Origin of the sequence: Brevibacillus centrosporus (assembly GCF_003710815.1) — a bacterium.
Lineage (GTDB): Bacteria > Bacillota > Bacilli > Brevibacillales > Brevibacillaceae > Brevibacillus > Brevibacillus centrosporus.
On sequence record NZ_RHHP01000023.1, the window covers coordinates 66,432 to 89,150 of the forward strand.

20 protein-coding genes and 1 riboswitch are annotated in these 22,719 nt (G+C 49.7%); of the genes, 16 read left to right on the forward strand and 4 right to left on the reverse strand.

What is annotated here, in order from left to right; all coding sequences use genetic code 11:
* Positions 1–3 precede the first annotated feature (3 nt).
* A complete protein-coding gene (locus EDM55_RS18270; RefSeq protein WP_092271908.1) occupies positions 4–834 on the reverse strand; it encodes a MetQ/NlpA family ABC transporter substrate-binding protein in 831 nt (276 codons plus the stop codon).
* Between the two features lie 131 nt (positions 835–965).
* Positions 966–1,070, reverse strand: a riboswitch (SAM riboswitch).
* Positions 1,071–1,285: 215 nt separating this feature from the next.
* Here EDM55_RS18270 and EDM55_RS18275 point away from each other — a divergent pair.
* From EDM55_RS18275 to fumC, 10 genes are all read left to right on the forward strand, one after another.
* Entirely contained in the window at positions 1,286–1,642 is a 357-nt protein-coding gene (locus EDM55_RS18275) for a DUF2294 domain-containing protein (RefSeq protein WP_122960996.1), read from the forward strand.
* Positions 1,643–1,890: 248 nt separating this feature from the next.
* Positions 1,891–2,964, forward strand: a complete 1,074-nt coding sequence (locus EDM55_RS18280) for an ABC transporter substrate-binding protein (protein ID WP_122960997.1) — start codon at positions 1,891–1,893, stop codon at positions 2,962–2,964.
* Between the two features lie 87 nt (positions 2,965–3,051).
* Complete coding sequence (locus tag EDM55_RS18285) at positions 3,052–3,984, forward strand: nucleoside hydrolase (protein WP_122960998.1); 933 nt, start codon at positions 3,052–3,054, stop codon at positions 3,982–3,984.
* A gap of 25 nt (positions 3,985–4,009) precedes the next feature.
* Positions 4,010–4,831, forward strand: a complete 822-nt coding sequence (locus tag EDM55_RS18290; RefSeq protein ID WP_092271920.1) for an ABC transporter permease — start codon at positions 4,010–4,012, stop codon at positions 4,829–4,831.
* Positions 4,832–4,836: 5 nt separating this feature from the next.
* The gene (locus tag EDM55_RS18295; RefSeq protein WP_122960999.1) at positions 4,837–5,625 is read left to right on the forward strand and encodes an ABC transporter permease; all 789 of its coding nucleotides are present in this window, start codon (positions 4,837–4,839) and stop codon (positions 5,623–5,625) included.
* Between the two features lie 15 nt (positions 5,626–5,640).
* Entirely contained in the window at positions 5,641–6,702 is a 1,062-nt protein-coding gene (locus EDM55_RS18300) for an ABC transporter ATP-binding protein (protein WP_092271926.1), read from the forward strand.
* Positions 6,703–6,720: 18 nt separating this feature from the next.
* Positions 6,721–8,430, forward strand: a complete 1,710-nt coding sequence (locus EDM55_RS18305) for an adenine deaminase C-terminal domain-containing protein (protein ID WP_092271929.1) — start codon at positions 6,721–6,723, stop codon at positions 8,428–8,430.
* 135 nt (positions 8,431–8,565) lie between these two features.
* Positions 8,566–9,942, forward strand: a complete 1,377-nt coding sequence (locus EDM55_RS18310; protein WP_092271932.1) for an MATE family efflux transporter — start codon at positions 8,566–8,568, stop codon at positions 9,940–9,942.
* A gap of 186 nt (positions 9,943–10,128) precedes the next feature.
* Positions 10,129–10,806, forward strand: coding sequence for an MgtC/SapB family protein (locus tag EDM55_RS18315; protein ID WP_092271935.1), 678 nt, complete (start codon positions 10,129–10,131; stop codon positions 10,804–10,806).
* Positions 10,807–10,957: 151 nt separating this feature from the next.
* Complete coding sequence (gene fumC, locus EDM55_RS18320) at positions 10,958–12,346, forward strand: class II fumarate hydratase (RefSeq protein ID WP_122961000.1); 1,389 nt, start codon at positions 10,958–10,960, stop codon at positions 12,344–12,346.
* 85 nt (positions 12,347–12,431) lie between these two features.
* Here the strand turns inward: fumC and EDM55_RS18325 are convergent, their stop codons facing one another.
* From EDM55_RS18325 to EDM55_RS18335, 3 genes are read right to left on the reverse strand one after another with little or no spacing between them, the layout of a single operon-like run.
* Positions 12,432–14,135 carry a cyclic nucleotide-binding domain-containing protein gene (locus tag EDM55_RS18325; RefSeq protein ID WP_122961001.1) on the reverse strand — a complete coding sequence of 568 codons (1,704 nt, stop codon included), beginning with the start codon at positions 14,133–14,135 and terminating at the stop codon, positions 12,432–12,434.
* 27 nt (positions 14,136–14,162) lie between these two features.
* Entirely contained in the window at positions 14,163–14,534 is a 372-nt protein-coding gene (locus EDM55_RS18330; protein WP_122961002.1) for a hypothetical protein, read from the reverse strand.
* Complete coding sequence (locus EDM55_RS18335) at positions 14,535–14,777, reverse strand: hypothetical protein (RefSeq protein WP_122961003.1); 243 nt, start codon at positions 14,775–14,777, stop codon at positions 14,535–14,537.
* 456 nt (positions 14,778–15,233) lie between these two features.
* On the opposite strand from EDM55_RS18335, the gene EDM55_RS18340 reads away from it, so the two are divergent.
* The 6 genes from EDM55_RS18340 (at position 15,234) to EDM55_RS18365 (ending at position 22,597) form a co-directional block, all read left to right on the forward strand.
* Complete coding sequence (locus tag EDM55_RS18340; RefSeq protein WP_092268450.1) at positions 15,234–15,920, forward strand: response regulator transcription factor; 687 nt, start codon at positions 15,234–15,236, stop codon at positions 15,918–15,920.
* Entirely contained in the window at positions 15,910–17,022 is a 1,113-nt protein-coding gene (locus EDM55_RS18345; protein WP_092268449.1) for a sensor histidine kinase, read from the forward strand. The genes EDM55_RS18340 and EDM55_RS18345 overlap by 11 nt, the downstream gene beginning before the upstream one ends.
* 109 nt (positions 17,023–17,131) lie before the next feature.
* Positions 17,132–18,022, forward strand: coding sequence for a D-alanyl-D-alanine carboxypeptidase family protein (locus tag EDM55_RS18350; protein ID WP_092268448.1), 891 nt, complete (start codon positions 17,132–17,134; stop codon positions 18,020–18,022).
* Positions 18,019–18,561 (forward strand): VanZ family protein, encoded by a 543-nt coding sequence (locus EDM55_RS18355; RefSeq protein WP_122961004.1) that lies wholly within the window; start codon positions 18,019–18,021, stop codon positions 18,559–18,561. Before EDM55_RS18350 ends, EDM55_RS18355 begins: the two co-directional genes overlap by 4 nt.
* Positions 18,562–18,680: 119 nt before the next feature.
* Positions 18,681–20,456, forward strand: a complete 1,776-nt coding sequence (gene recQ / locus EDM55_RS18360; protein ID WP_122961005.1) for a DNA helicase RecQ — start codon at positions 18,681–18,683, stop codon at positions 20,454–20,456.
* 191 nt (positions 20,457–20,647) lie between these two features.
* On the forward strand, positions 20,648–22,597 hold the full coding sequence (locus EDM55_RS18365; protein ID WP_373863274.1) for a bifunctional metallophosphatase/5'-nucleotidase: 1,950 nt from the start codon (positions 20,648–20,650) through the stop codon (positions 22,595–22,597).
* Positions 22,598–22,719: the final 122 nt, after the last annotated feature.

The following is a 22,719-nucleotide window of genomic DNA, read 5'->3' on the forward strand; positions in this document are numbered from 1 at the left end:
TGCTTACCAGGATGGGAGCACAGCTCCTTGGAAGTGTTCATCGATGAATTTTTTCAGTTCTTCAGAACGGTAGATCTCCGCCAGTTTTTTGATGGCCGGATTGTCTTTGTTCTCTTCTTTGGCAGCGATGATGTTTACGTAAGGAGAATCCGATGTTTCAGAGAAGATGGAGTCTTTTTTCGGATTGTAGCCGGCTTCCATCGCGAAGTTGGTGTTGATCGAAGCTGCTTCTACGTTGTTTAGGGAACGCGCCAGGAAAGCGGCTTCCAGTTCTTTGAATTCCAGCTTTTTCGGATTTTCCACGATATCGAGCGGAGTCGCTTTATTGCCTACGCCATCCTTCAGCTTGATCAGACCAGCTGCTTGGTACAACAGCAATGCGCGAGCGCGGTTGGTTGGGTCGTTTTGAATACCCACAACGCCGCCTTCTGGGATTTCTTCTACTTTTTTATGCTTGGTGGAGTACAGACCCATTGGGAAAGTTACGCCTTTTGCGACTTCCACAATTTTGGTTTTGTGGTCCTCGTTGAATTTGTCCAGGAATGGGATGGTTTGGAAGCTGTTTGCATCCAGATTACCTTTATCGAGAGCTTGGTTTGGCTGTACGTAGTCATTGAATACGACGACTTCAACTTCCAGGCCTTGAGCTTTTGCGACCTCTTTTACTTTGTTTAGGATTTCTTCGTGTGGTCCAGCTGTTACCCCGACTTTCACTTTTGTTTGTTCGGCAGCTGCGCCATTTGCTGCTGGTGCAGCTTCTTGTTTTGCGCCGCAAGCAGTCAGCAAGGATGCTGCGAGCAGTAGTGTGCTAAGCAAAATTCCCGTCTTTTTCATGATGAATTTCTCCCCTTTTGTCTAATGAGTGTGTATGTTTTGAAAAATAAAACCATGAGGGTAAAAGAAAAACCTCTTCCCGAAAGAAGAGGTTGTCGTAAACTGTCAGAGTTAGTCAGTTACTCATGCCTCTCTTATCTTCCGGAAATTCTCCCGCTGGATTTGGCACCATATCTAATAGGAGATAGGTTGCCGAGGCTTCATAGGGCCAGTCCCTCCGCCTCTCTTTATAAGAGATTGAGATATGAAGTTTAATAAGGTGCAATTCTCATTTGGATAGTAGGATTATATCTCGCATTTTTATGCATGTCAAATGTTATTCGACAACTTTCTCGCATTCTGAATTTTGGTAAATCGATCAAAATACGAATGATTACTTGATAATGACGTTTATCATATGTATAATGAGAAAAAATCAATAACCTTGATACTTACTCTCGTAGGTGATGTCATGACTTTACAGGACACAAACGAAAGCAGAAAAAGGCTGTCTGCCATCTACAACGAGATAGCCAAGGAGTTGTTCGGATTTGGGACAACTTTACTGAGAGTAACTATCGAAAATAATATCGTCACCTTCTATGCGAAGCATCGGCGCTCACCGCGTTCAGCTGCATTGGAAGGGGAGGCGCCTGCTCTGAAGCTCGAGGTCGATTTCCGAATGTCGCTGCTCTATAAAAAGAAGCTGCGAGAGCGTTTGGAAGAAGAGATGAATCTCGACATGGAAGCAGTTTTGAGGGATTACGACGCGGCTACGCAGATCGCGATCACCAATGTGATTTTGGCTGAACCACAATCGAATGCCTAACGAAGTCGTTCGGATTTTCCCTTTGGATCTATCTGAGGGGAAGACCGATGACAACGGAAAACGGGTGTCGCTACTCTTTGTTTACGAAGAAAAGTGCTCTTGTTTAGAATGCTACGTTCTAATCAAGGGCACTTTTCTTTTCTTTTTCTACCAGATAATTCCTTTTGAAGGTGTGATGGCGCATAGACCCATAAGGCCAATGGAAACAATCAATTCAATAGAAGACGAAAATATGGAGGAATATAACGATGAAAAAGTGGTTAACAGGGGTTCTTTCCTTTTCGATGATTTCCATGGCGCTGGCAGGCTGCGGCAGCAGCGAGCAGCCAAAAGACAATGCAGCTGGCGGAGCGGCAAAAGGAGAACCGCAAAAGCTGGTGATTTCTACCTGGGGCTTTTCTGAAGACTTTTTCCGCAAAGAAGTATATGAGCCATTTGAAAAAGAACACAACGTCAAAATCGTGCTGGAAATCGGGAACAACGCCGAGCGTCTGAACAAAATTCGCCAAGGCAGCTCTGATGTGGATCTGATCTACCTCTCTGACTACTATGCGCAGCAAGGAATCGAAAGTGGTGCGTTTGAAAAGATCGACCGCAGCCGTATTCCAAACTTAAGTGAGATCTACGACATCGCCAAAGCGCCGCTGGGTGAAGACTACGGCCCGGCTTACACCATTGGACAATTTGGGATTGCTTACAATCCAAACGTAATCAAAACGGAAATAAAAAGCTGGAAAGACCTGTGGAGTCCTGAGGTAGCAGGCAAGCTGACGCTGCCAAACATCACTTCCACTACAGGCCCAATGATTCTGGATGCCGCTTCCCAAGTGGCAGGCAGCAAAGAATTCAATGAAGACCAAGCTTTCGCGAAAATGAAAGAAGCAAACAAGGGCGTCGTGAAATACTACGACAAGACCTCTGAGTATGTAAACATGTTCAGCCAAGAAGAAATCGCGGCAGGACCAATCATGGAAATGTACTTCAAAGACATCCAGGCTGCTGTTCCGGAAGCGAAATTCGTGACCCCAGAAGAGGGCGGCTACGCAGTCATGAATACGGTGAACATCGTAAAAGGCAGCAAAAACAAAGAGCTCGCTGAAGACTTTATCAACTGGCAGCTGAGCAAGGGCGTTCAAGAAAAAACAGCCAAAGCAAAAGTGGATTCTCCTGTAAACACAGGCGTGAAGCTGACCGACGAGGAAGCAAAAGGCGTAACGTACGGGGAAGAAACCATCAAAAAACTGCACAAGCTGGACATGAAATTCGTGAACGAGCATTCCAAAGCATGGATTGATCGTTGGAACCGCGAAATCACCCAGTAAACCGTTTGGAAAGCGACAAGGGTATAGGCGAAGCAATCTCGTTTATGCCCTTGATCTTTCTTTCTAGAAAAAGCAGGAGGCTCGCTCATGAAGCACAAGATCATTCTGGATGTGGATACCGGCATTGATGATGCATTGGGGATTATTCTCGCTGTCAAAAGCGGGGAAATGGATCTGATCGGAATCACAACGGTGAACGGTAACGTGTCGCTTGGAAAGGCGACGGAAAATACGTGCAAGATTCTCGATCTGCTTCAAGTGGGAGAGCAGATTCCTCTCGTGCCGGGAGCTTCCCAGCCATTATTGCGGACAGTGTTTTTCGAGCATCGGGTACACGGGGAAGACGGTCTTGGAGGAGCTTTGCGCGAGGCAACAGTAGTGACGCAGCCGACGAAGGGCTTTGCGCCTGATTTTATCATCGAAAATGTGCTTGCGCAGTCGGGAGAAGTGACCTTGGTCCTGACAGGTCCTTTGACCAACCTCGCACTGGCCGTACGGAAATGTCCGGAGCTCGTGCACCATGTGAAAGAAGTCATTTTTATGGGCGGTGTCGTTCGCGAACACGGGAATGTCACACCAACAGCAGAGTACAACATGTACGTCGATCCGGAAGCAGCAAAGGTCGTACTGCACGCAGGCTTCCCGGAGCTGACGATGGTCGGTCTCGATGTGACAAGAAAAGTTTTGCTGAACGAAGACCATATTCGCGAGCTGGGAGATACATCGATTGCCCGTTACGTAAAACAGAGCACATCCGATTACCTGGAACGCTATTTTGAGCGCAATGGCGTGAGAGCCTGCGCCATGCATGACCCGCTTGCTGTAGGAGTGGCACTGAACCGCAATCTCGTGACGACCCAGAAGCTTTACGTAGATGTGGAAACGAGAAGTGAGTTGTGTGATGGACAAACCGTGTGCGATTTCCAGAATCGCTGGGGGAAAGAACCCAACGTGAACGTCTGCCTGGCCGTGGATGCCGAAGCGTTTTTTGAACGCTTTATCCGCGCCCTGAAAGCCTGACGATTCCGGGAACAGGAGTTAATGCATGAAGAAAAAGGGGCTTTATCTGTTATTGCTGCCAGGCGTTCTGTTTTTGACGCTGTTCATGATCATTCCGATCGTGATGACGATTGCGTCCACCTTCTTTCATGAAGGAAGCTTTACCGTTGAAGGCTATCTCAAGTTTCTGACCGATCCGTATTTTATCAAGATCCTGCTGACTACCTTGCAGGTAAGTCTCGTAACCACGATTGTTTGCATCCTGTTAGGCTTCCCGGCTGCCTATTACATCTCCAAGCTGGGTGCTCGCAAAAAAGGCATTCTCTTGGCCTTGGCAATTTTTCCTTTGCTGACGAGCTCGGTTGTACGCTCGTTTAGCTGGATGATTATTCTCGGAAAAAAAGGGCTTTTGAACAGCTCCCTGATCTCGATAGGGCTGATCGAAAAGCCGTTGGAAATATTGTACACGCCTACCGCGATGATGATCGGCTTGATCCATCTGTTCCTGCCTTTGATCATTATCACGCTGGTAGGGGTCATGGAAAACATCGATCCGGACCTGATCAAAGCTGCCGAAAGCCTGGGAGCGTCCAAGTTTACCGCGTTTCGAAAGGTCATCGTGCCGCTCAGTGTACCAGGACTCATCATCGGAAGCATTCTTGTATTCGTAGGCAGCTTGACCGCTTATACGACACCGGCTTTGCTGGGGGGGAAGCAGCGGGTCATCTCCACGTTTCTCTATCAAAATGCCATTACGCTAAATGACTGGTACATGGCATCCGTCATTGCCACGATCATGATTGTCATTACCTTTGTGGTGATTTTCCTGATGAACAAACTGGCGACGAAATTAAATCCGAAGGGGTAGAAGCTATGCAGGAGAAAAATCGCGGGTTGGCCCTGTTTACGCTTCTGGTGTTTCTGTTTTTGCTGGGGCCGCTCATCATCATTTCCTTTACGTCATTTGAACCGGGGACGGTTTTGAAATTTCCGCCAGAGGGCTTTTCCTGGCGCTGGTACGAAAACATTTTCAAGGTCGAGATGTTCATGACGACGTTCAAGACGTCCATGTTTGTCTCGTTGATCGGCAATCTGCTTGCATTGATCTTGGGGATTCCCGCAGCCTATGCGCTGAGTCGCTTTCAGTTCAAGGGCAAAGCTGCGCTCAATGCGATCTTCATTTCGCCTGTACTCATTCCGGGCATTGTCATGGGCTTTGCGATGCTCAAATACGTCATCGTTGTGTACGATTTGCCGATTTACGCAGGGCTCTTGGTGGGACACACCGTCGTCATGCTGCCGTTCATTATCCGAGTCGTGGCTTCGAGCTTGTCCAACTTTGATTTTGCCGTCGAGGAAGCGGCGCTGAGTCTGGGAGCAGGACGCCTGGGAACGTTCTTTAAAGTTGTGCTGCCGAACATTCGCTCCGGGATTATTGCTGCGATCCTGATCGCCTTTCTGGAGTCGTTCAATAACGTAGATATTTCCGTCTTTATGACAGGTCCTGGGGTAAGCACGCTGCCGATTCAGATGCTGACGTACGTGGAAAACAACTTTGACCCGACGATTGCTGCTATTTCCGTGCTGCTCATGATCGTGACGGCCATTCTCATGTTCATCATCGAACGTCTTATGGGGCTTTCTGCCTTTACTAAACGATAACGGAGGCATCAAACCATGGCATTGCTCACGCTGGAAAACGTATCGGTTGCCTACGACAATCAGTACATTTTGCAAAATTTCAATCTGAACATCGAAAAAGGTCAGCTCATTTCCTTGCTGGGACCGAGCGGCTGCGGGAAGACTACGACGCTGCGTCTGATCGCGGGATTCCTCGAAGCGAAGGACGGCAAGTTTCTGTTTGATGGAAAAGACTACACGCGCGTTCCGGTCAACAGGCGCAATTTCGGGTTCGTATTTCAAAGCTACGCGCTGTTCCCGCACCTGTCCGTTTTTGACAACGTAGCATTCGGTCTGCGCCTGCGAAAAGTAAACGAAACCGAAGTGAAAAAGCGCGTCATGGACATTCTGGATGTCGTCAGCCTGAACGGCTTTGAAAAGCGTCATCCGAAAGAGCTTTCCGGTGGGCAAAGGCAGCGGGTAGCGATTGCCCGTGCGCTGGTTATCCAGCCGGACCTGCTGCTGTTTGACGAGCCACTTTCCAACCTGGATGCAAACCTGCGCATCAACATGCGGGTCGAAATCCGCCGCATCCAGCAGGAGCTGGGCATCACGACGGTTTACGTATCCCACGATCAGGAGGAGTGCTTCTCCATTTCCGATCAGGTGGCGATCATGAACAAAGGAGTCATCGAGCAGCTGGACGATCCGGCAACGATTTTTAAATACCCAAAAACAGAATTCATTGCACGCTTTATCGGCTTCACCAACTTCATTACGTTTGCCGAACGCACGAATCAAAACGGAGAAATCAGCCTGCGCGTAGGCGATCACGCGTTTCTTGCAGCCAATCATCCGGGCACCGCGAATCCGTCGGGCAAAAAATGCGCGCTTCGCCCTGATGACCTGATGGTGACGACGGAAGAGACACAGGATCAAGCGATGAACCGTTTGAGGGGAAGCGTCAAAGTCAGTACGTTCCTGGGACGCAGCTATCAATATGTCGTGGAGACGGATCTGGGCGATTTCACGGTGAATCAAGAAATGGAGACCCCGTACAGGAGCGGCCAAAAGGTCAATCTGCTGTTCCCCAAAGACAAAATGGTGCTGGTGGATTAACAACAGGAGGCGTTTTTCATGAAAGTTGATTTGCTGATTCAGGACGTTCGCGTCTACAATAGCTATTTCAAAAAATTTACCGAGGGAAACGTAGCCGTTCTGGACGGAAGGTTTCTTTATATCGGAAAACAAGGTACAGAGACGTTTGAACCGGGCGAAGTGCTCGCCGGTGGTGGGCGTTATCTGATTCCGGGCCTGGTCGATATTCATCTGCATATCGAGAGCACGATGGTGACGCCAGAGACGTTCTCCTTCGCTCTGATTCAAAACGGGGTGACGACCATTGTACCCGAGCCGCATGAGATGGCAAACGTATTTGGCATCGAAGGGATCAAGGAAATGATTCGCGTGAGCCGTGACTGTGTCGTGGACATGAAGTACGCGATCCCAAGCTCGGTTCCAGCTACCTCGATGGAGACGACGGGCGGCTCCGTTGAGATCGCAGATATCGATGAATTGCTGCGCTCCGAGGAGATCATTTGCCTGGGCGAGATTATGAACTACGTGGATGTCATTTCCGACCCGGAATGCAAAACGAATCAGATCCTAAGGCACATTCGCAAAGAGTATCCGCATCTCGTGATCGAGGGTCATGTTCCGAAGCTGCTCGATCTGGATTTGCACCAGATGCTCTTCGCGGGAGTCGATTCCGACCACACGCATCAAACACCGGAAGGAATGGAGGCGCGGATCGCTGCCGGAATGTTCCTCGAGATTCAGGAGAAGTCAATGACCGAGGAAGTCATGGAGTATTTGATCAAGCAGGATGTTTCCGAGCATTTCTGCTTTGTGACGGATGATGTCATGACCGATTCCTTGTACAAGCGCGGCCATCTCAACCACATCGTGAAAAAGGCAATGGCGATGGGCATGGAGCCAGAGCGTGCGATTTATGCGAGCACCTATACGCCGGCCAAAAGAATGAACATGCATGACCGCGGTGCGATCGCACCAGGAAAGATTGCGGATTTCCTGCTGGTGTCTGACCTGCGTGAGCTTGCGATTGATCAAGTCTACAAAAACGGAAAAAAGGCGTATGACGCAAAGGAAGCGTACGTACAAGCGGAACAGCCCCGTCAGTTCCCTGACCATTTTTACTCGAGCATTCAACTGTCCCCATTGACTGAAGCCGATTTTACAGTGCAGGCGGATGCGCCAGACAACCGTTATCCTTGCCGTGTGATGCTCGTGCAAAACGGCTCCACCTTTACCGAAGACCATCGCGGGATTGTCGAAGTCAAAGACGGCGAGCTATGCTGGCAGGAGAGTCCTTATGGGCTGATTGCCGTATTTGAACGGTATGGGAAAAACGGCAACCGCGGCTACGGCTTGATCAGCGGCGATACGATCAAACGCGGAGCGGTAGCGACGAGTTATTCCCACGATAACCACAACCTGTTGGTAGTCGGCCACAATCCACATGACATGATGGTAGCGGCGAACGAAGTCATTCGCAACCAGGGCGGTTTTTACGTGGTCGAAAAAGGGGAGGTCATAGCCAGCCTTCACTTGCCAGTAGGGGGAATCCTGACCGAAGAGCCGCTGGAAAAAACGGCAAAGGAAGTCGAGCAGCTGCGCCGTGCTATGGAGTCGCTCGGCTATCAGCACTACAACCCGATTATGTCGATCAGCACGCATTCTTTGCCAGTCAGTCCAGCATTGAAGATCACGGATATCGGCTTGATTGATGTAAATGCGGGTAAAGTCGTGCCATTGCTTTTGATGTAGCGAATACGGGGTGTCCAAAAGGTGGATTTTTTCACCAGCTGGGCGCCTCTTTTTTTCATTACATTCTCTCCCTCATTTTGCTATAATATAATTTTGTGTATTTACAAAATCATACAGAGCGAGGAACAACTGAAAATGAACGAAACCTTCTCGATCAAAGGAAAATGGCGACAATTTCTTGTCGTGCTGCTGCCGATCTTAATTTCGCAGTTAGCTCTTTTTTCTATGACGTTTTTCGATACAATCATGTCCGGGCACGCCAGTCCAATCGATTTGGCGGGTGTGGCGATCGGGGCTAGCTTATGGGCTCCTGTGCAGTCCGGATTGACGGGGATTCTGCTCGCTGTCACTCCGATGGTGGCTCAAATGGTCGGGGCAAATCGCAGGGACCGTGTTCCTTTTACTGTGGTTCAAGCGTTTTACGTGGCGATCGCGATTGGTATCGCGGTTATTTTCGTAGGTGCCTTGGTGCTCAATCCGATTCTGGATTTGATGGATTTGGAGCCGAGTGTACGCGGGATCGCAATCGATTTTCTACATGCCATAGCGATCGGGATCATCCCGTTGTTTCTCTACACAGTCATTCGCTGCTTTATTGACGCACTCGGGGAAACGCGCGTTACGATGTTTATCACGCTGTTCTCCTTGCCGATTAACATCTTTCTGAACTATGTTCTCATCTTCGGGAATTTGGGTTTTCCTCGGCTGGGCGGAGTCGGGGCAGGCTATGCTTCTGCTATCACATACTGGTGCATTTTGCTGATTAGCCTGTTTGTTGTAAAACGTGTCCATCCATTTGTGGAATACGGACTGCTCGGGAAATTTTACGCGGTTTCCCTGCAAGCCTGGAAAGAGCTGTTGAAGCTGGGCCTGCCGATTGGCTTCTCGATTTTCTTTGAAGTGAGCATTTTCGCTGCGGTGACTCTGTTCATGAGTGAGTACAGCACGATTACGATTGCAGCTCACCAGGCAGCATTGAATTTTGCCTCCTTCATTTACATGGTGCCCATGAGCATTTCGATGGCGATGACGATTTTGGTCGGCTTCGAAGTGGGGGCACGCCGCTATCGCGATGCGCGGCAGTACAGCTATCTGGGTATTAGTGTCGCCGTTGTACTGGCACTGCTGTTTGGAGTAGGGCTGTTAGCGTTTAATGAACAAGTAGCAGGCTTTTACACAACAGACGAGGAAGTGCTCCGCTTGACCCAGCATTTCCTGATGTACTCGATCTTGTTTTTGATTTCGGATGCGATCGCGGCTCCGATTCAAGGAATTTTGCGTGGCTACAAGGACGTGACGATCACCTTTATCGTAGCGCTCGTTTCGTATTGGGTGATTGGATTGCCGCTGGGCTTTGCACTTGCGCAGTACACATCGCTGCAAGCGTTTGGGTATTGGATCGGGCTGATTACGGGTCTGGCGGCAGGTGCCGTTTTCCTGTTTGGCCGTTTGCTGGGCTTGCAAAGACGATTGATCAATCAGCATGATTCGCAGCAAGCTCATACAGGTTAAGAGATAGCGGAAGGTCCTTGCTCCAAGGATTTTCCGCTTTTTGCATGGACAACAAAGCTCGCGTTTACAATAGGTGTGAACATCTAAAAAATTTTACTCCTATTTTCTAGGGGGAGCGTATATACTTTCTATATTAGTCTATGGTAGGAAAGCTGACATGACGTGAATGGAACGGGGGAGAAATGGATGACATACGATTTTTTAATGAAGCTGGGGATTGCGCTTTTACTAGGACTGATTATCGGGATGGACAGGCAGCTGAAGCACAAACCGCTTGGTGTAAAAACAAGCATGGTTATCTCCGTAGCCAGTTGTCTGATCACGATTGTTTCCATTGAATCGGTGCATCGATTTTCCTTGCCTGGTCACACCAACATGGATCCGCTGCGCTTGGCTGCGCAAATTGTCAGTGGGGTCGGTTTTCTAGGTGCCGGCGTGATCTTGCGTAGAAGCAATGACGTCATTTCTGGCTTGACCACGGCTTCCATGGTTTGGGCTGCATCTGGACTCGGCATTGCGGTGGGAGCGGGATTTTATTTCGAAGCGACGACTGCCGCGATCCTGATCATTTTGGCCATTAATTTGTTTCCGCTGCTGCTTAGATGGGTGGGTCCGCGCTCCCTGCGTCAGCGGGATTTGTCGATCAAGATCGTCGTTGATGGCATTGGGAACCTAGATGATGTATTCAAGCAGATCAAGCATCTGAATTTACAGGTCAAGCGGGTCAAAGTGAAGGATGTGGACAATGGCCAGCAAAAGCTGGAGATGATGATTATTTCATCCGAGGACACGTACACGACCGATATCTATAGTTCGTTGAAAACGGTAGATCATGTGATTTCTGTAGAAGTAGAAAGTCGGTAGCAATTAAGGGACCAGAGATAAGAACAGCAAAGAAGCCATGTCAGAGCGGACGATGCATTTTCAGGTAATTTCGTATTCGTCTGTCACTATTGCATAGCCAAAAGCTGGGCATCATAAAGCTGGATAATGGATGATAAAAGGAGGATGAGAGATGGAATACAGAATCGAGAAGGACACCATCGGCGAAATACAGGTTCCAGCAGATAAATTGTGGGGTGCGCAGACACAGCGCAGTTTTCAGAACTTCAAGATCGGTGGAGAAAAAATGCCGATCGAGCTCATCCGAATGTTTGCCATTTTGAAGAAGAGTGCGGCTGCAGTAAACCAGAAGCTGGGCAAGCTGGAACCGGAAAAGGCAGAAGCCATCATCAAGGCAGCAGATGAAGTCATCGGAGGAAGCTGGGACGAGCATTTTCCCCTCGTGGTGTGGCAAACCGGCAGCGGAACACAGTCGAATATGAATGTGAACGAAGTGATAGCGCATCGGGCCAACCAGCTGTTGGAGCAAAAGGGAAGCGCTGCACGCATCCACGCTAATGACGATGTCAACAAGTCGCAAAGCTCCAACGACACCTTCCCTACCGCGATGCATATGGCGGGCGTAGCCGCAATCGAGGACCTCGTTTTGCCAGCGATAGCGGTGCTTAAGGAAACGCTCCAAAAAAAGAGCGAAGCGTATATGGACATCATCAAAATTGGTCGGACTCACCTGCAGGATGCGACTCCACTGACTCTGGGGCAAGAGATCAGCGGATGGGTGCGGATGCTGGCGAAAAGCGAAAAAATGATCAAAGAGAGCAACGAGTACATGCGAGAGCTGGCGATTGGAGGAACCGCAGTCGGAACGGGGATCAACGCGCACCCACGCTTTGGGGAGATGGTCGCCGAGGAAATCAGCCGCGTGACAAACAAGCGGTTTGTCACGGCCGAAAACAAGTTTCACGCTTTGACCAGCCACGATGAGATCGTGCATGCGCATGGGGCGTTGAAGGCGCTGGCAGCTGACCTGATGAAGATCGCCAACGACGTCAGATGGCTGGCGAGTGGACCACGTTGCGGTATCGGAGAGATCACGATTCCGGCCAACGAACCGGGAAGCTCGATCATGCCCGGGAAAGTGAACCCGACCCAAAGCGAGGCGATGACCATGGTCGTCTGCCAGGTCATGGGCAATGATGCAGCGATTGGCTTTGCTGCAAGCCAAGGCAATTTTGAGCTAAACGTCTTCAAGCCGGTCATCATCTACAACTTTCTGCAATCTGCCAGGCTTTTAGCAGATGCGCTGCATTCCTTTAACGACCACTGCGCTGTCGGGATCGAGCCGAATCAGCCCGTCATCGAGAAAAACCTGAGCAACTCCCTGATGCTCGTCACAGCTCTCAATCCGCATATCGGCTACGAAAATGCCGCTGCTGTCGCAAAGCTCGCCCATAAAGAAGGCCTCACCCTAAAAGAGGCAGCCATCAAGAGCAAGCTGCTGACGGAAGAGCAGTTTGATCAAGTAGTACGCCCTGAGCAAATGATTCATCCAAAAGAATAGGCGCGGAAAAACAGACAAATGCATAGAAATAGAAAGCCGTCAGCGAGAATGCTGGCGGCTTTTTCATGCTCTACGCAGAACGGTATCAGATTCTCAAAGCATGCCCGCAGCGCGCACAATATCTCGCGCTTCGAGGAGAGGCACTGCCACAGCTTCCACAGTAAAGCTCACCTGCTGCGGTATCCTCCGGGACATGATGCCGCAATTGCTCCTGCACGTATGGATTCATGGTTGTAAAGCTATGTAGCTCTTCCTTGCGACCAGCGCGAATGAGGATAAATAACAAAACGACATCCATACAGCCAATGGCGACCATCACCCCGACAGTGACCATGCTGCTCCCGAATTGAAAGTCCCAAAGTGCATGGAGGGTGATGACAATCAAAACGAGCATGGCCGCCCCAAAGACCTTCCAGGCTCGCTTGTCACTTTTTCGCGTCCTCGGACGCAATGCAGATACGATCAGCCATACCCCAGCTGCTGCTATAGCGGTCCATGCCCCGTGACCAAAGGGAGATAGCAGCGCCCGGATCCAAAGCATGGAGAGCATCCCCAGTGAAGAGGCTTGCTCCAAGTGTGACCAGCCGTACAGCATGCTTTCGATTGCTGCAAACCCCATGCCTGCTGCTGCTCCAAATACAAGCGCGTCCATTAAAAATGGCATACGCTTCGGTCGAGCAAACAGAAAGCAAATGACGAGCTTGGCCCCTTCCTCAATGAGAGAGATAGCCAAAGGAGCACCAAGCTGCGAATAATCTATCGTGCTTACAGCGTTATTCATGAACCATACGCGCTCCAATAAAAAAGCTACTGGAACAGCGAATATGCCGGAGGCTGCGAATAATAGGCTTACTTGCGTCTGTTTAATTCCCAAAAGCTGATGATCCCTCATATATGCAACAAAGGTAACAGGACCAACAAGTCCTCCTGCCAACAACGTTACGACGTGCAGGATATGGTTATTTAAAAATAATGCCAATAGGGACAGCACAAGAAAGCCCCCGCCCAGCCAGAGAAGACTATCTATCCAGCGCTCTCTAGCTTTCGGCACGAAAGCGGCAGCAGTATCTACAGCCAGTTGCTGCTCTGTGTGAAGCTCGTTGGCTAGCTTTGGAAGAGCATGGGGGTGACGGATACGAATGATCTCGCAAAATTGCTTAAGAATGGGGGCATAGCAGCCAAGAATAGAGAGAAACTCTTCCTTGCCCAGAACCATTAGCTCACTATCTTCCAAAGCCGTTAGGGTGTACTCTGACGGGAGATCTGCCAGCAGCAGCTCTTCTCCAAAAAAATCCCCTTCCAGAAGAAGGCTTTTCTTTCGGTCCTTTCTGCGCGCTTCGAATCGTCCACTACTCACCATAAAGAATTGATCCGCGCGCGCTCCCATTTCTAGAATGGTCTCACCCTTTGCAACCTTGCGCGTCGTGATCACCTCGGCAAGACCACGCAGCTCCGCATCAGGGATCACCGACCATATGGAAGCTTTTCGAAGCTTTCTATGAAGCATCCGGATACGAACGGTGTACAGCAAGCTTTCATGGAATAGGGGGCTTACTTTCGCAAGAAGCTCAAAAGATTGCCGCTCCAAGCGCAGGGCAATCACATCATGGATGGCGGTTACGGACGCAGATCTGCGTTCATGCTGAAGCAATCCCATTTCCCCGACTAGGCTACCCGGTCCTAGCTCTGCCAGCAGGAGTGTATTGCCTACCAGATTTCGTGAGGATACCTGCACACTGCCTGTATGAATAAAGAAGCAATCTGTGCTCGCGCAGGAATTGAAATACATCCGTAACTGGCATTTACGTTTCGTCCTTTATCTCATATTGCCAATAATAGTGCCTCTCGAATCTTGCATTTTCTTAATCAAATCAGTCATGGTATCAAAAGCTTCATTGCGCTTATTGGTCAGCTCTTGCAGCTTAATCATATCCATCTGTTGCTCATTGGATTGTTCATCGATGGAATCCTTGACACTCTCGATCAGCCTTTGTAGCTCACTTACGGTCAAATCACCACGTACTTCTATCTCATTTCCTTTTAACGAGTCCAGAACTTCGTCGCTTATTTCAATAGGCTGGTCTGGAGAGGCACCGTTCTTTTCCACATTTTTCAAAGCGACATTAAGCTTCGTAAGCAATTTATTTAATTCAGCGATCTTCGCATTTCTGTCTTGGACTGCTTTCAATTATTCTCTCGATTGATCTTCTAGTGCATTGGCGCGCGAATTTTGCACAGCCTGCAATGCCGCTTCTAAATCTGATCCACTTAAGTCTCCGCCAGCTTGAGCGACACTATTTTTTGCTGCTCCCTGTCCGAAGGCAGCACTAACCGAATGATAGACAGAATTGTTATACATAAGAGCGGAGCCGGCAAGCACTCCCACCAAAAAAATGCCACCGACAGATACTGCTTTTTTCTTCTTACTCATTTTACTTCATCCTCTCACGTCTTTGTCTTTCATTATAGATGCTGTGATGATGAATTTCTGTGGTGTGGGTCGCAAATTGAAAAAATGTATTTTGGGATGATCTCTCAAAAAGAAATCATTTAATTTTGCAGGAAGCTCCAGGAAAAAGGAGGAATAAGCGAAGGCATTAGGGACACAGCCAAGGCGTAATGGAAAAGGCGGAACCTGTCTTTAGCGTCCACCTCTGAATCAGCATCCCAGAAGTACCACTTTGGACGCGGGGTTCCGCTTTTGCAATGGAGCCGTCCAGGGATGACCCCGTAAGAAGTGGCCCTACTAACGGAGCGTTTTCTCCTTTTTCCACCGCTCCACCACCGAACCTTGAAATCAAATGTTTTCTTCCCCCATCTTTAGGATTTCTTTACCTTTCTCTGCTATAGTGAACTTACATTTATCGGAAAAACAGGAGGGTAGGCTATGAGAATCTTGATCGTAGATGATGACAAAGAAATCGTGGACCTGCTTGCTATATATCTAGGCAACGAGGGCTATGAGATCGAAAAGGCGTTTGACGGAATGGAGGCAATGGACAAGCTCGCCCAAAAGGAGTTTCACCTGGTCATTCTGGACGTCATGATGCCGCAGCTCGATGGCTTGGAAGTCACCAAACGCGTGCGGAAAAACTCGCAGATCCCCATCCTGATGGCAAGTGCGAAGACGAACGACATGGACAAGATCATGGGGCTCATGACAGGCGCCGACGATTACGTAGCCAAGCCGTTCAATCCGCTGGAGGTCATCGCCAGGGTCAAATCGCTGCTGCGACGCGCCAACTATAGCCATGCCAAACAAAAGCATGACAACGTGATCGAAGTAGGCCCGTTGATCATCGACAAGCAGAGCCATGTGGCGCAGACCAAGGATGGCGTACCTATCAAGCTGACAGCGCTGGAATTCTCCATCCTCTTTTTGCTGGCGAGTCACCCCAACCGCGTATTCAGCTCCGAAGAAATCTTCGACCGCTGCTGGAAAATGGATAACTACGTGTCCTACAAAACCGTGATGGTCCATATCAGCAACCTGCGAGAAAAGCTGGAGAAGGCGACCAACGGAGAAAAGGTGATCCAGACCGTATGGGGGGTAGGCTATAAAATTGAAGCTTAACGTCCGAGACTTCCTGCGGATTTTGCTCGAAATCATGCTTGGCTTGCTCATCCTGTTTGCTGTATTTCAGGCGCTGTCCTATTTCGCCAACAACTATCTGTATCGGATACCCGAGATCAAAAACTTTGTGTGGAAGTTCCGCAATACCTATGGCTTTGACACGTTTAAAATCCCGATTCTGCTGTTGTCGACAGGACTGTTTGCGGCATGGACGCTGGTTCGCATCCGGAAATACAAGGAACAAAGACAAATGAACCAGATCATCGAGGAGCTTCACTACATTGCAAAGGGCAATTACGATCATCAGATCTCGATCAGGCCCGCGGGGAGCTTGGGGAATGTCGTGGACAGTATTCACGCCCTCGTCAAAAGCACGACCGATGCGATGGAAGAGGAACGCAGGCTCGAGCAGTCAAAGGACGAGCTCGTCACGAACGTCTCTCATGATCTTCGTACGCCTCTGACCTCGATCATGGGCTATCTGGGATTGATTGAGCAAGGAAAGTACCAGGATGAAAATCAGATTAGACAGTACACTCATATCGCCTATGAAAAAGCCAAGCAGATGAACGTACTGGTGAACGATTTGTTTGAGTATACGAAAGTGCGCAACCGCGGCGCCTATTTGAACCGGACGCAGTTTGACCTGGTGGAGCTGGTCGAACAGGTTGCCGTAGGCTTTCGAATCGCAGCGCATGAAGCGGGCCTGCAGCTGCAAGTGGAAACACCGGATGAAAAGGTAGAAATGTGGGGAGATACGGACAAGCTGGTACGTGTGCTGGAGAACCTGATTTCCAACGCCATCAAATACGGTCGAGACGGTACGATGATCGCCGTTCGCCTGTTTCGTGTACCGGATGGCATTTCCTTTTCGGTCGGAAACAACGGCACGCCGATTCCTGCTGAAGCCCTGCCCAATCTATTTGAGCGATTCTATAGGGTCGAAGCCTCGCGTTCCAAGGAAACCGGAGGCTCTGGTCTGGGACTGGCGATTGCCAAGAGCATCATCGATCTGCATCACGGTCAGATTTCAGTGACGAGTACAGCAGAATGGACGACGTTTACGGTATGGCTTCCTCTCTCCAGTATGCAAGCTTCATAATCTCTTTACCCTTTCTTTAGAAACGATTTTGAGTTTTTTAAATCGAAAGGCCTATCCTTGCGGTGTAGAAGAAACGTTGCTTGAACACTGGAAAGGGAGGCTTTTTTGCATGAAACGGAAAAAGGGCAGAAGGTTGCTGCTGCTCATGCTGATAGCAGGTATTGCAGGCATATGGACGTGGATACAAGCTGGAGAAGAGGAGGAGAGCTTTCTAGGCGGCTTGGATCGAGCGTTCTTCAAGCTCGATGCGAGGGCTGCTGTTTTGGTGGATGCCGAGACCGGAGATGTCCTGTACGAGCAGGATGGGGATACGCCATATCCTGTAGCGAGCATGTCGAAAATGATGACAGAATACATCCTGCTGGAGGCCATCCGGGATAAACGGGTCACATGGGAAGACAACGTGGAGGTATCGGAAAATGCGGCAACAGCAGAAGGGGCCAGAGTGAGTCTTCGGGCAGGGGAGGTATACCCGCTGCGAGATCTATACGAGGCGATGGCTGTAGGCTCTGCCAATAATGCGGCGGTTGCCATCGGTGAGTACCTAGCAGGCAGCACAACGAACTTTGCCGCGCTCATGAACCAGAAAGCGCAGGAGCTCGGACTGAAATCTTCCCAGTTCGTGAATGCGACAGGACTGGTTTACAGCTACGGACAAAACCAAATGACAGCAAAAGACGTCGGTCGTCTGGCGTATCGACTGGTCAATGATTTCCCCGAAATCGTGGAATTGACCTCGGATCCGCAGGTGCAGCTTAACTCTACCGGAGAAAAGGTAACGAACACCAATCTGATGCTGCTCTCCCAGAACGAGTCCTTGCGAGTGTCAGGTATGGATGGACTGAAAACCGGCTTTACAGACGAAGCGGGCTACTGCTTTACAGGTACGGCTAAACGGGAAGACCGCAGATTGATTTCAGTTGTGATGGGAACGGACACGGAGGTAGGACGGTTTACGGAAACAAAGAAGCTGCTGGAAAAGGGGTTTTCCTACAGATGAAAAAAGGGATCAATCTCTTGCTGCGAGCTACCTTTTCTGTCACCTTTGCCCTGTATTTGATACTGGTGATAAAAGTACTCCTCTTTAAATTTAGCTGGATGAATGCGGCCAAGGTGTTCCCCTCGATCGCTCACAGCCTCTCGCAGCCGCAGCTCATCTGGGAAAGTCTGGCGAACAGAGGAAACCTTATCCCGTTTCATGAAATCATGAAGTATATGGACAATTTGCTAGCAGGGGGCGATATGCACAGCAACGTAAATTTCATCGGCAACGTTATCGCATTTCTTCCTTTTGGGTTCCTGCTTCCTTTTCTGCAAAAGGAGAAAAATCGCTCTCTCGTGACCGTAACGATCCTAGCCTTTCTCTTCAGCCTATGCATGGAGGGGACACAATTGCTGGCCAGCATCGGGACCTTTGATGTCGATGATCTTTTGCTGAATACAGCAGGAGGCATGATCGGCTACGGGATCTTCCAAGGATTTCGCTCTATTTTTCAACACCATTACCCGAAAAGAGTCACACAAGAGGAGTCATTATAAAGATTCGCTGACTCCGTTTTTCATCAAATCCAACTCTTCCCCTTGTTTTGTCTCAAAGGCTGCAAGTACACTAAAAGAATCCTTTGGATAAACACTTGGGAAGAGAAGGTGAATTCTCTTTGTTTGATAAAGCGCTAGAAGTCTTGCAAAAATACTTTGGCTATCCCTCGTTTCGGGAAGGGCAAAAGAAAATGATTGAGAGTTTGTTGAGTGGCCACGACACCTTGGGAATCATGCCGACCGGCGGCGGGAAATCGATCTGCTACCAGGTTCCGGCGATGCTGTTTGACGGGGTGACGATCGTCGTTTCCCCGTTGATTTCTTTGATGAAGGATCAGGTGGATGTACTGGTCAGCATGGGCATCCCTGCTACGCAGATCAATAGCTCACTAGAAGCGAGTGAAGTACGGGAAAGGCTGAAACTGGCAGCTCGCGGGGGGTACAAGCTCTTGTATATCGCCCCGGAGCGTCTGGAGTCCGAATCGTTCCAGGCGCTAATCCGCGATGTGCCGATTTCCTTCGTAGCGGTAGACGAGGCTCACTGTGTATCCCAGTGGGGCCATGATTTCCGCCCGAGCTATCTGGAGATCGCCCGGTTCCTGCGCAGGCTGCCCGAGCGCCCTATCGTTGCTGCCTTGACGGCTACGGCCACACCTGAAGTCACGGAGGACATTCGCCGCCAGCTTTCTTTGGTGGACGAGCGCACCTTTATCACGGGCTTTGGCAGAGACAATCTGATCATGACCGTGCGCAAAGGGGAGAACCGCCGAACCTTTATTACCGATTACCTGCGGGCAAACAGTCAGCAAGCGGGAATCATCTATGCGGCGACGAGAAAAGACGTAGATTCGCTCCATGCTGATTTGAGCAAGCGTGGCTTTGCTGTTACGAAATACCATGCGGGACTGTCAGAGGAAGAACGGGCACAAAATCAGGAGGCCTTCCTTTTTGACGATGTACGCACGATGGTCGCCACGAATGCGTTTGGGATGGGGATCGACAAATCCAACGTGCGGTATGTCATTCACTACAACATGCCGAAAAATCTCGAGGCGTACTACCAGGAGGCGGGCCGAGCTGGACGTGACGGGGAGAAGAGTGAATGTATCCTGCTATTCCAGCCGCAGGACATTCAGACCCAGACCTTTTTTATCGAGCAGAATCAGCTGACAGACGAGCGCAAAGAGCATGAATATAAAAAGCTGTACGCCATGATCGACTATTGCCGAACACCGCGATGCTTGCAGCAGTACATCGTTCAATACTTTGGCGAAAACGACGCGCCAGCCTGCGGTCAATGCGCGAACTGCACGGATGATACAGAGCTTGCCGACATCACGCTGGAGGCGCAGAAGATCTTTTCCTGCGTGAAAAGAATGCGGGAACGCTTCGGTGCTGCCTTGGTAGCGCAGGTGCTCAAGGCTTCAAAAAACAAGAAGGTCACACAGCTCGGCTTTGACCAGCTGCCGACCTATGGCCTGATGAAAGAATACAAGGAAAAAGAGATTATGGATTTGATTCAAATCCTGATCGCGGAAGGATATTTGCAGGTCACAGAAAGCCAGTACCCGATCGTTAAGCTGGGCGAGAAAGCGTTGCCCGTGCTAAAAGGCGAAGAACGAGTCTGGCAAAAGATCGCGATCCGACCTGTGCAGCAGGAAGAGGATGACGACTTGTTCGAGCGTCTGCGCCAAGTACGCAAAGAAATTTCCCAGCGTGAGGGCGTGCCGCCATACGTCATTTTCCACGACAGCACGCTCAAAGAAATGAGCAGTCTCTGCCCAACGGACAAGGCTGCCATGCTGAAAGTAAAAGGAGTAGGGGAGTCGAAATTCGATAAATATGGGCATCTCTTTCTAGATTGCTTGCAAACGTACGCAGCTGAAAAACCGTGACCTTCAAAAGTCATGGTTTTTTTGTTGTTTTTCATAGGATTAGGAAATAAATGGTTCGTGTCTGAATAAATAGACTGCTATAGTTAAAATAAACCAAATAAATATAAAAAAGAAACTGAGGGGACGACATGTACAAAAGGGGAACCAAAGTAGGGAAGACGTTGCTGGGTCTGGCAATGTCGACTGTGCTGATGGGCAGCGCGTTCGTAGGCGCGTCGGTACCAGCACAGGCAGCAGCAACGCCAGCGCCAGCAGCAGCGGAAACAAAAATCACGCTGCTCGGCACATCTGACATCCATGGTAGATTCATGCCGTGGGATTATGCGCTGGACGGTCCAAATCCAAACGGCAGTCTGACACAGCTCTTTACGATGATCAAAGAGATTCGCAAAGAGAATCCGAACACGGTATTGCTGGATGCAGGTGACTCCATTCAAGACAACTCCGCAGAGCTGTTCAACGACCAGCCAGAGTCTCCGATGATGGTAGCGATGAACGAAATGGGCTACGACGCATGGGCGTTCGGAAACCACGAGTTCAACTTCGGGCTCGATATTTTGGACAAGATCAGCAGCCAATACAAGGGTCCTGTGCTCGCAGGAAACATCTATAAAGAAAACGGCGAGCGCTTCCTGCCAGCGTACACAATCGTCGAGCGTGACGGGATCAAAATCGGTGTGATCGGCATGGATACGCCGATGATCTCTGACTTTGAAAAGGGAACCGATCACCTGGACGGACTCGTTGTGAAAAATCCGGTCGAAGAAACCAAGAAGGCAGTAAAAGAGCTGGAAGGCAAAGTAGACGTCATGATCGGTCTCATGCACATGGGGATCGAAAATGAAAACGGCATTCCGGGAACCAGTGTAGCAGACATCGCCAACGCAGTACCTGAGCTGACCGCCATTTTCGCGGGTCACATGCACAAGCTGGTGAAAAAAGAAGAGATCAACGGCGTGCTCATCACCGAACCAGACAAATACGGCACCCATCTCTCCCGCATCGACTTGTCCTTTGAAAAGAAAGAAGGCAAGGTCGTGCTGAAAAGCAAGGAAGCGACTGCAGTACCTGTAAAAGGAGCAGACGGAACTCCTGCCGTTTCTGATCCTGGACTCGAAGCCAAACTGCAGCCGTTCCACGAATTCGCACGTGCCGATGCAAACATCGTCGTAGCAGAGCTCAAAGGCATGAACATGGTAGAGAAAAACGAGATCGAAGGCATCCCGACCGTGCAGATTCAAGAGACGCCTTTGTCTGATTTCTTCCACGAAGTCATGCTCTACTACAGCAAGGCGGACGTGGTCGCGCACCAGATCGACAACGACAAAGCCAAGCTCGACATCGGTCCGATCAAGAAAAAGGACATCGCCTACAACTACCAGTACGCTGGCGGTGAGATCACGGTATACAAAGTAACAGGTAAAGACCTGAAGGACTATATGGAGTGGGCAGTCGGCTACTTCAATACGACTCGTCCAGGAGATGTGACCGTAAGCTTTGACAGCAAACGCCGCGCTTCCAAATACAGCACAAACGACTTCTTCGGCAACGTGAAATACGAGATCGATCTGTCCAAGCCGTACGGCAGCCGAATCACCAACCTGCGCAAAATGGACGAGACACCGATCAAGCCAGAGGATGTTTTGAAGCTGGGTATGAATTCGTACCGCATGGAAGCTCTGCAGGCAAAGGGCGGAGCGCTGGAAGGCCGCAAGTTTGAGCAGCTCTGGTCTTCCAAGGCAGAGAGTGCTTTTGGGGAAACACAAGGTACCATCCGCAACCGTGCCATCGCCTACCTGAAAGAAGTGAAAAAAGGCGTGTACGAGCCGACCGTCCAAAACAATTGGAAGATCATTGGAGTGGATACGACCGCACCTGAGCGTGCCGATGTTGTAGCGTTGATCAACGCAGGCATCCTGAGCGTACCGAAAACCGAGGATGGCAAGTACACCAACATCGCATCGATCAACATCAAAGATGCGGTGACCAAGGAAGAAATCGCCGAGCTTTCAGCGAAGGCAAAGGTAGACGCAAGCAAATTTGCCAACGTAAAGACGAAAGGCGAATTCTATCACCTGCTGAACAAGGCCGTGAAAGCAGCTGCACCGGCATCAGAAGCAGCTGCCGTACCGCAAAAATAAAGCACGAGAACACCAGAAAACCGCGTCCTCCAACTGAGGGACGCGGTTTTTGCTTGTACAGTAAGAATTTATAAGATTCTTCTCCAGTATAAGTGCAACTAAGGCGGAGACCTGTACCCTTT